The organism is Xanthobacter sp. BG11Y11_SDJG (assembly GCF_057364445.1).
The window spans coordinates 1-10,278 of sequence record NZ_JBNFNU010000133.1; the positions used below are offsets into that span (position 1 = coordinate 1).

Below are 10,278 nucleotides of genomic sequence, written 5' to 3' on the forward strand. Positions count from 1 at the left end.
GGCCATGTCCGGCCGGCCGCCGCCGCCCTTGCCCCCCAGCGCCTCGGCGCCGAGCCGCACCAGGGCCACCGCATCGACGCGGCCGGTCAGGTCGGGCGTGACGCCGACGACGATGCCGGCTTTGCCGTCCTCGGTGACGCCGACGATGGCGACCACGCCGGAGCCGATGCGCTTCTTGCCCTCGTCGACCAGGGCCTTGAGATCCTTGATCTCGATGCCGGAGACCGCGCGCGCCATGAGCTTCACGTCGCCCACCGCGCGCACCTCGTCGCCGCCGCCCGCGCCGCCGCCCATGGCGAGCTTCTTGCGGGCATCCGCGAGATCGCGCTCGAGCTTGCGGCGCTCCTCCACCAGGACCGTCAGGCGCGCCTCCACTTCGGCGACCGGCGCCTTGAGGGTGGCGGCGGCGGCCTGGAGGGCCGTGTTGGCGCCGTTGAGGAAGCGGCGCGCGGCCGTCCCGGTCATCGCCTCGATGCGGCGCACGCCCGAGGCCACGGCCCCTTCGCCGACCACGGTGATGAGACCGATGTCGCCGGTGCGCTTCACATGGGTGCCGCCGCACAGCTCCACCGAATATGGCGCGCCATTGCCTCGTCGGTGCCCATGGAGACGACGCGCACCTCCTCGCCATACTTCTCGCCGAACAGCGCGCGGGCGCCGGACTTGATGGCATCGTCCACCGCCAGGATGCGGGTCTCCACCGGCTCGTTGCGCAGCACGAAGCGGTTGGCGATGTCCTCCACCTCGGCGCGCTCCTCCTCGGTGAGGGGCTTGGGGTGGGAGAAGTCGAAGCGCAGGCGGTCGGGCGCCACCAGCGAGCCCTTCTGCGCCACGTGGTCGCCTAGCACCCGCCGCAGCGCCTCGTGCAGGAGGTGGGTGGCGGAATGGTTGGCGCGCACCGCGGAGCGGCGCGCATGGTCCACCTCCAGCGCCACCGGCGTGCCGAGCGCGAGCGTGCCCGCCGCGACGCTGACGTCGTGGATGATGAGGTCGCCGAGCTTCTTCTGGGTGCCGTGGACGGTGGCGGCAAGGCCGCCCTCCCCCGAAAGCTGGCCGACATCGCCCACCTGGCCGCCCGATTCCCCGTAGAACGGCGTCTGATTGAGGATGACGAGGCCGCGCTCGCCGGCGGAAAGCCGCTCCACCGGCGCGCCCTCGCGCACGATGGCCCGCACCACGCCTTCGGCCTTCTCGGTCTCGTAGCCGAGGAACTCGGTGGCCCCCACCTCGTCGCGCAGCGCGAACCAGACCGTGTCGGTGGCCGCCTCGCCGGACCCGGCCCAGTTGGCGCGTGCCTCCGCCTTCTGGCGCGCCATGGCGGCGTCGAAGGCGGCAAGATCGACCGAGATGTCGCGGGCGCGCAGCGCGTCCTGGGTTAGGTCGAGCGGAAAGCCGTAGGTGTCGTAGAGCTTGAACGCCACCTCGCCCGGGAAGCGGCCGCCGGCGGTCAGGTGCGCGGTCTCCTCCTCCAGGATGGCGAGGCCGCGCTCCAGCGTGCGCCGGAAGCGGGTCTCCTCCAGCAGCAGGGTCTCTTCGGCGAGCGGCTCGGCGCGCACGATCTCCGGATAGGCGCGGCCCATCTCGCGCACCAGGATCGGCACGAGGCGGTGCATCAGCGGCTCCTTGGCGCCGAGCAGCTGGGCGTGGCGCATGGCGCGCCGCATGATGCGCCGGAGCACGTAGCCGCGCCCCTCGTTGGAAGGCAGCACGCCGTCGGCGGTCAGGAAGACCGCGGCGCGCAGATGATCGGCGATCACCCGGTGGCTTGCCTTCTGCGGGCCGTTCGCGTCCACTTCCGTCAGTTCGGCGACCTCGGCGATGATCGCCCGCATGAGGTCGGTCTCGTAATTGTCATGCGTGCCCTGGAGCACGGCGGAGATGCGCTCCAGCCCCATGCCGGTGTCGATGGAGGGCCGCGGCAGGCCGACCCGCTCGCCGCCGGCGAGCTGCTCGTACTGCATGAACACGAGGTTCCAGATCTCGATGAAGCGGTCGCCGTCCGCATCCGGCGATCCGGGCGGACCGCCGGCGATGTGCGGCCCGTGGTCGAAGAAAATCTCCGAGCACGGCCCGCACGGCCCGGTGTCGCCCATGGACCAGAAATTGTCCGAGGTGGGGATGCGGATGATCTTCTCGTCCGGCAGGCCGGCGATGGACTTCCACAGGCGGTGCGCCTCGTCGTCCTCGCTGTAGACGGTGACCAGCAGGCGGTCCTTCGGCAGCTCGAACTCGCGGGTGACGAGGTTCCAGGCCAGCTCGATGGCGCGGTCCTTGAAATAGTCGCCGAACGAGAAGTTGCCGAGCATCTCGAAGAAGGTGTGGTGCCGCGCGGTGTAGCCCACATTGTCGAGGTCGTTGTGCTTGCCGCCGGCGCGCACGCATTTCTGCGACGTCACGGCGCGCGCATAGGGCCGCTTCTCCACTCCGGTGAAGACGTTCTTGAACTGCACCATCCCCGCATTGGTGAACATGAGGGTGGGGTCATTGTGCGGGACGAGCGGCGAGGAGGCGACCGCCTCGTGCCCCTGCTTGACGAAGTAGTCGATGAAGGTCGACCGGATCTCGTTCACGCCGCTCATGTGCCGGCCATCATCCCTCAGGGCCGGCGCGGGTGCGTCCGGCGGTGGTGGTCTCCGCGCGAGCGCGCACCGAAACGGACGCTTCGCGGCTCCGTCGGACCCTGCGCGGATACCGACCGGAACCGGGTTCGTTTAACGGCGGGGCCTGCTCTTGTCCAGGAACCCGCGCGTTGGGGACCCCTCCGGTCCCCGGCGGGAGGGCACAGCCGCGCGGCACCTGCAGCGGCGGCGGGCGTAGCCGGCGCGCGGGAAGGAGGAACGGGGGAAGCGGGGGACACGAGAAGCGGGGATCTGGGCAGCGGGAGCGCATGCGCATGCGCCCGCGATCCGGATTCGACAGGCGCATCCGAAAGGCGGACCGGCGGAGCACGCCCCTCGGCCGGAACCCCGCCGGGGAGTCAGGTTCAGGCGTCGGCCTCGGTGCCCTCGGCATCGGCCTCGGGGTCGCCCGCCAGGATCTTTTCGGCGATCAGGCCCGCATTCTGGCGGATCGCCGCCTCGATGCGCCCCGCCACCTCCACGTTCTGCCGCAGGAAGGTCTTGGCGTTCTCGCGTCCCTGCCCGAGGCGCTGGCTGTCATAGGAAAACCAGGCGCCGGACTTCTCCACCACGCCCGCCTTGACGCCGAGATCGAGCAGTTCGCCGGTCTTCGAGACGCCCTCGCCATACATGATGTCGAACTCCACCTGCTTGAAGGGCGGAGCGAGCTTGTTCTTCACCACCTTCACGCGGGTCTGGTTGCCCACCACCTCGTCGCGCTCCTTGATCATGCCGATGCGGCGGATGTCGAGGCGCACGGAGGCGTAGAACTTGAGCGCGTTGCCGCCGGTCGTGGTCTCCGGCGAGCCGTACATCACCCCGATCTTCATGCGGATCTGATTGATGAAGATCACCATGGTGTTGGACTTGGAGATCGAGCCGGTGAGCTTGCGCAGCGCCTGGCTCATGAGGCGCGCCTGCATGCCGGGCTGGCTCTCGCCCATCTCGCCCTCGAGCTCGGCTTTCGGGGTGAGGGCGGCGACCGAATCCACCACCAGCACGTCGATGGCGCCCGAGCGCACCAGCGTGTCGGCGATCTCCAGCGCCTGCTCGCCCGCGTCAGGCTGGGAGATCAGGAGCTCATCGAGGTTCACGCCCAGCTTGCGCGCATAGACCGGGTCGAGCGCGTGCTCGGCGTCGATGAAGGCGCAGGTGCCGCCCTTCTTCTGCGCCTCGGCCACCGTGTGCAGCGCCAGCGTGGTCTTGCCCGACGATTCGGGCCGAAAATCTCGACCACGCGTCCCTTCGGCAGGCCGCCGATGCCGAGCGCAATGTCGAGACCGAGCGAGCCGGAGGGAATGCTCTCGATCTCGAGCGCCTTGCCGCCCTTGCCGAGCCGCATGATCGAGCCCTTGCCGAAATGGCGCTCGATCTGGGAAAGCGCGGCGTCCAGCGCCTTGGTCTTGTCCATGGAGGAACCTTCGACGAGTCGGAGTGTCGCCTGAGTCATTGCCGCGCTCCGGGGCTGGCGCAAGGAAAAACGAGAACGTCGCCGTTGTACTCTCTTTGTTCTCCGTTCGCAATATGTTCTGTCTTGGGGATCGAGCATCATCGTCATGCTTCACCGGGGCCGAGCCTTGAGGCGATGGTCGCGGCTCGCTGCCGGACCGCGGCTGTGGGCGGACGGGCAAGTCGCTGCGGCCGGCGCCTGCGATCAGGGCCGCCCCGGAATGGGCCGCATCGGAACGGATCCCGCTCCAGGCGCCGCCACGGGGCCGCCCGGCGTTGATTTCGCTGAAGAAACCGTTTTCAAACAACAGCTTGGCGCTAGTCGGCGATGTGCCGGCTCGAAAAACAGGGATTGATCTGGCGCAAAACTCGGTGCAGAAGAGGTACGTCAATGCGGTTATGCGCACCAGGATCGCCGGCAGCCAAAGCGGCGTGCGCCGATCCTCGTGCGCGGGGAAACCGGGAGACCCGTGATCACAACCACCGAAGGCCTGCGCGCCAAGACCGCGGCACCGTTGTTCAGGCCTGCTGTCGGGTCCCGGCGGAATGCGACGCGCGAAAGTGCGTCCGTGATGGCCGCGAACCTGCCGCGCCGCGCACCGCGTGCCCTGGGACGCCGGAGCGCCACGCAGCGCCCGGGTTCGGCGGTCCGGCCGTCGGGCCCTGTTCCTGGCGGATCTCAAATCCCCATTGAATTAAATCGATTTTTTGGAATGGCGGCTGCGGCCGCTCCTGCCGAGCCAAACCGATCGGTCCGGACATCGAGGCGAGACACATGAGCAACACTGACAAAGGTTTGCCTGACGCAGACGACGCGCCCCTGTCGGACGAGGTCCTCAAGGCGATCGTCGGCGGGACGAGATCGGAAGAAGCAAAGCCCATGGATGGCGAGCGCGCCGCCGCGCTGACCGCCGGGGCAGAAGCCGGCGGGTTCGTCGATGTCGCGCATCACGGCTTCCTTCCTCCCGGCAGCCACGGGCCCGGCAGCGCGATGAAAGCCGGCGCGTCCGAGACTGCCGCGCCGACGGCCCATGCCGACGGATCCGTCACCAGCCATAAGGCGGGTGCGAGCGCTGAGTCCTCGGCAAGCTTCAGCGCCAAGGCCGGCGGCCAGGGACCGGAAGCGGTCAAGAGCAAGATCACCATCGAGCGCGTCGATGGCGGTCTGCAGGCTGTCTCGGCCGGCCCCGGCATCAAGGTCGCGACGCCCGGAGTTGGGTCGCCCGTCCTGCTGGCCGGCGACACGCTCATGAAGTCCGGCCAGATTGATGCCGCCTCGTTCACGTCTCATGCCGAGGGGGCCAAGACCGGCTCCGCGCCGACGACCCAGGCCGAAGGGTCCGGAATCAGCATCAAGGCCAGCGCAAGCGCCGAGGCCTCGTCCAGCTCCAGTGCCAAGGCCGGCGGCCAGGGACCGGAACTGGACAAGGGCGCGATCACGGTCGAGCAAATCAGCCCAGGTTTCCAGGCCCAGTCCGGCGCCTCCAGCATCAAGGTCGCGGCGCCCGGCGCTGCGTCGGTCGCCCGGGCGGACGGTGACACATCCGGGTCCGCGGCCGAGACGCTTGCGACCCTCGACCCCGACAAGATCAAGGAGATTCTCGCCGACTTCCGCGACATCCATGGCGTCAAGCTGAAGCCCGGCGTCGAGATCAGCAAGACCTACGCGGGCAAGAGCACCGAAAAGGACCTGGCGAACTCGTCGGACGATTGGAAGACGACGACGAAATCGACCGCGCTGGACCAGCAGAAGGCGGCCGACAAGGCGGCAGCGGAGACGGCCTCAAAGGCGCAGGACGCCCATCTGGCGAACCTGCTGGCGAAGACCGAAGAGGGCCGCAGCCAGACCGCGGCCCAGGACGGCGTGAAGACGGCCGAGCAGAACGTGAAGACCGCGTTCGATCAGTTGGTCAAGGCGCAGCAGAGCGTGCTCAAGGACGGCGGTGACGCCGTGCAGCACGCGCAGAAGCTGGCGAGCCTGGCGCAGGACATCCACGCCATCAACACCCAGACGGTGAAGGACGCCGAGGCCGGCTACAAGAACGCGATCCAGGCCGACAAGCCGGCGCATGAGATCAAGAAGGCGCAGGACGCCTATCACGCAGCGCTCCTCGATCAACAGGAAAGCCAGAAGCAGCTCGCCACCCTCAAGGACGATCTGTCGAAGAAGGTCGCCGACAAGGTCCAGGACAAGACGACGGATCTCAAGAAGGCCGACGACGCGCTCGCGAAGGCGCGCTCCGATGCCGGCGACGAGACCCGCCCGCGCGCCAATTCGGCGCCCACCGGCTCCGCCACCGAGAAGCCGGCCGCCGACCCCGTCAAGTCGACGGGGGATGCGCCTTCCGGGCACGACGTGAACGCCCAAGTCGAAAAAGCGCTGCGCGAGGCGCAGGCCGCCAAGGCCAAGGCCGAGGCCGACAAGAAGGCGGAGGACGCGGCCAAGGACAAGGCCAAGAAGGACGCGGAGCTCCGTCAGAAGATTACCGGCCTTGCCGTCAATGCCGCTGACCAGGCTTTTACCGAGGCGGCCAAGAACGAAGCCAAGGAGATCGGAAGCTACTCCAAGACGACCACCACCGACGTCACCCATGGCGGGGTCGAGAGCGAGACGCGCGAATTGGACGGCGTCAAGATCACGGTCAATACGCTCCACCAGACCACCCTGAAGCATGGCGGGGAAGCTGGGACGCCTCGCTTGGCCAGGGCAAGAACACGGTCTGGGCGCCCAAGGGGGAAGCCGGCTACGAGGAGATCAAGGAGTTCACGGATTCTTCGGGCAACAAGAGGATCGTCAAGGACTCGGTCTATGCCAGTGGGGAATTCGAGAACAAGGCGGGTTTCTCGCTGACCGGGTCGGCCCTAAATGGGGAGGCCTCCTCACGCCTAATTGGGCATGGAGAAATCAAGCATTCCGAAACCGACACGCTGTTCGGGCTGGAGCACACGTCGGAGAGGTCGATCTCCTCGCACGGCGAGGCCGGCGTCAAGGCGGGCCTTCATCTGGGTTTCGACGGACTGAAGGCAGATGTGGCGGCGAATGCCGAGCTGACAGGTTCGCTGAGCACCTCGCACGAGGTCAAGATCGGCGAGGGTTCGGCCAAGATCGGTGGTGACGTCTTCATCCAGGCGAAGGCCGAGGCCAAAGCGGGCGCGGAAGTCACGTTTGATCCGTCAGCCGGAACGTTGAAGGCGAAAGTGGGCGGCAGCGCGGAAGCCGGAATCGGCATGGGTGCGGACCTCGAAGGTAGCGTCACGTCCAAGGACGGGAACGGCGTCACGGTCGGCGGGCACATCAAGGTCGGCACGGTTGGCGGCACGTTTGAACCCGAGGTGAAGATCGAGAATGGAAAGGTGGAAGTGAAATTGAAGATAGGGGGGTATGCCGGCGTTGGCGGAACGTTCGACATCAAGGTTACTGGCGACTATAAAAAGGCAAACGAAGAAGTCGTAAAATCAACACTGGACATACTTGATTATAAAACAGATGGAAAAAAGGCAACTATAGAAACAAATCCTCTGCGCTTGGCATTTAATTTGATCTGGAACTATGATAAACTGATTACAGCATCCGCCAAGGGCTTTTTCAGCTGATCGGCCGCGCACCGGACAGAAGGTGAAGATATGAGCGAAGCAGACATGTCCCCCGAACGCATCGCCGCGCAAAATGCGGAAGAGGCTGCGCGCCTCACTGAAAACCTGCGCGAGCTCGACGCCGTGTCCCGCCAGAAGATCCTCGAAGCCGCCGCGGCCGAGGGCTGGTCGGACTCGCAGGCGCATTGGCTCGACATTCTCGCCAAGCAGACCCTGTTTCAGGAGATCGTCGACGGCAAGCCGACGATCGAGGCGCTGAACGATGCTTACGCAACCGCCCGCCGCAAGCTTACGGTGGGCTATTTCGAGAATGCCCTGAACGAAGGCAAGAACCGCATCACCGCCTTCCTCACGGTGATCGACCTTGAGCGCCAGATCGCCGAGCGCCGGGGCGATACCCCGCCCGATTATCCGGACCCGGTGCTGATCGCCGCCTGCGAGGTGGTCGAGGCGGCGGCGGCGCAAGGGCTGTCGAGCGAACAGCAGATTGCCGCCGGCTTCGCGGAAATCGCGCGGCGTCTCGGTGCCGATCCGGAGCCGCAGACCAAGCAGTGAAACGGCGGGGGTCCGCGCCCGCGGGCCCCGAGCGTTCGGAGAGACCCGTGCCGATCCTGTTCGAGATGCCCCCGCAGCCTGCGCATATCGAGTTGGTCCAGATGGAGAGCATGACGGGGATGGAGGCCAAGTTCACGGCGCGCGCCCTGGCGAGCGGCTGGTCCCAGTCCCAGGCGGACTGGATCGGCCGCCTCGGCGCGCGTGAGCTGGGATCGGTGGCCAGCCCCACCGAGGCGCAGATGGACGCCGCCTACAAGGCGGGGGAGCGGCAATTGTCGGCCGGCTACTTCAACGACGCCGTCGCGCACGGCAAGAGCCGCCTCGTCGCCTTCCTCACCGTGATCGATCTCGAAAAGCAGGTGATCGAGCGCGGCGGCGGCAAGCCACCGGACTATGGCGACGACGCGCTGAAGACCGCCTACGCGGCGCTGGAAGACGCCGCGGCGCGGGGCCTTTCGGTGGAGGACCAGATCGCCGCCGCGTTCGCGACGCTGCGCCGGCTGGCGGCGGGCACGAAATGACGGCTGCTTCCGCCGCGTCCCCTTGTCCGGCCGCGGTGGAGTGCGGCGCCAGCGACTGGAGTCGCCCACGGCCGACGCTCCCCCTGACGGCATCCGGCGATGCGTCCACCCCGTGCCGCCCGCGCGAGGCGCGGACCGCATGAGCGTCCACCGGCCGCACAGGGTTCCCACGGTGCTTCAGATGGAGGCGGCCGAGTGCGGTGCCGCCTGCCTCGCCATGGTGCTCGCCGGCTTCGGCCGGTGGGAGACGCTCGATCAGGTGCGCGACAGCTGCGGCGTCTCGCGCGACGGCACGTCGGCCGCCGACATCCTCGCCGCGGCCCGGGAGCGCGGCCTCGACGCGAAGGCCTACAAACGCGAGCCCGAGACCCTCGCCGAACTCCCCTTTCCGCAGATCCTGTTCTGGAACTTCGACCATTTCGTCGTGCTGGAGGCGGTCCGGGGCCACCAGTTCCAGATCAACGATCCCGCCAACGGGCGGCGCCTTCTGAACCGCGCGGAATTCGGCGCGAGCTTCACCGGCATCACCCTCGCCCTTGCGCCCGGGCCGGACTTCCAGCGCACGCGGCCGCCGCGTCCCACGCTCGTACGCCTGCTGGGGCAGCTGAAGGGGTCGTGGCCGGCCTTCTTCGCCATCATCCTCACCAGCGCGCTCCTGGTGGCGGTCGGGGCGCTGGTGCCGGGTTTTACCCAGGTCTTCGTCGACGACTATCTGGTCCAGGGCCACGGCGACTGGCTGCTGCCGCTGCTCGCCGCCATCATCGCGGTCGGCCTGTTCAATGCCGCGCTCAGCTTCGTCTATCTGCGCGGCCTGCTGCTGCTGCGCACCAAGATCAATGCCGTGGTCTCCGCCCGCTATGTCTGGCGCATGTTCCACCTGCCCTTTGAGTTCTTCGTGCGCCGCAGCCCGGTGGAGGTGTCGAGCCGCACCCAGTTCGCGACCCAGGTGGCGGGCACGGTTTCGGGGCCGGTGGCCCAGGCCGCTGTCAGCGGCATCGCCATGCTGGGCTATGCCGGCGTGATGCTGCTCTACGATCCCCTGCTGACCGCGGTGGTGGTCGCCTTGGCGCTGGTGGAGCTCGCGGTCCTGCGCGAGGTCACGCGGCGGGTGGAAACCGAGGCGCTGCACCTGCAGATGATCGCCGGCCAGGCGCATGCGGCCGGGGTCCAGGGCGCCGCCTTGCTGGAGCAGGCGCGCGCCACCGGCAGCGAGCAGATCCTGTTCAACCGCATGGTCCAGGCCGAGGCGCGGCTGATCAATTCCGAGCAGCGCAGCGGCCGCACCACCCACCTGCTGACCGCCCTGCCCTATTTCGGCAGCCGCTTCACCACCCTCGCCGTGCTCGGCGTGGGGACGCTGCTGATCATCCACACCCCCATGACCATCGGCACGCTGATCGGCTTCCTGGCGCTCTCGGCGCTGTTTTCGACCGCGCTCGGCGCGCTCACCGGCGTCGGCACCGCGGTCGGCCAGTCCGGCGCGGGCGCTCGCCCGCCTGGGGGACGCGCTGGATCAGCCGGACGCGGAGACGGCGCCGAAG

General features: G+C 67.9%; 5 protein-coding genes and 2 pseudogenes. 5 read left to right on the forward strand and 2 right to left on the reverse strand.

Translation table 11 applies throughout. The annotated features are described in order from the left end of the window. Both alaS and recA read right to left on the reverse strand, forming a co-directional pair. Positions 1-2,579 (reverse strand): annotated as a pseudogene (gene alaS / locus AC2W7M_RS12620) (alanine--tRNA ligase); the annotation flags it as partial. A 404-nt stretch (positions 2,580-2,983) separates the two neighbouring features. Beyond that, positions 2,984-4,068 (reverse strand): annotated as a pseudogene (gene recA / locus AC2W7M_RS12625) (recombinase RecA). A gap of 774 nt (positions 4,069-4,842) precedes the next feature. Here recA and AC2W7M_RS12630 point away from each other — a divergent pair. From AC2W7M_RS12630 to AC2W7M_RS12650, 5 genes are all read left to right on the forward strand, one after another. Then, positions 4,843-6,918, forward strand: coding sequence for a hypothetical protein (locus tag AC2W7M_RS12630; RefSeq protein WP_486132653.1), 2,076 nt, complete (start codon positions 4,843-4,845; stop codon positions 6,916-6,918). Positions 6,919-7,097: 179 nt separating this feature from the next. Next, on the forward strand, positions 7,098-7,661 hold the full coding sequence (locus AC2W7M_RS12635) for a hypothetical protein (RefSeq protein ID WP_486132654.1): 564 nt from the start codon (positions 7,098-7,100) through the stop codon (positions 7,659-7,661). 30 nt (positions 7,662-7,691) lie between these two features. Further along, positions 7,692-8,216, forward strand: coding sequence for a hypothetical protein (locus AC2W7M_RS12640; protein ID WP_486132655.1), 525 nt, complete (start codon positions 7,692-7,694; stop codon positions 8,214-8,216). 47 nt (positions 8,217-8,263) lie between these two features. Beyond that, the gene (locus AC2W7M_RS12645) at positions 8,264-8,737 is read left to right on the forward strand and encodes a hypothetical protein (protein ID WP_486132656.1); all 474 of its coding nucleotides are present in this window, start codon (positions 8,264-8,266) and stop codon (positions 8,735-8,737) included. A gap of 139 nt (positions 8,738-8,876) precedes the next feature. Continuing rightward, on the forward strand, positions 8,877-10,278 hold a 1,402-nt coding region (locus AC2W7M_RS12650; protein WP_486132657.1), incomplete at its 3' end, for a cysteine peptidase family C39 domain-containing protein.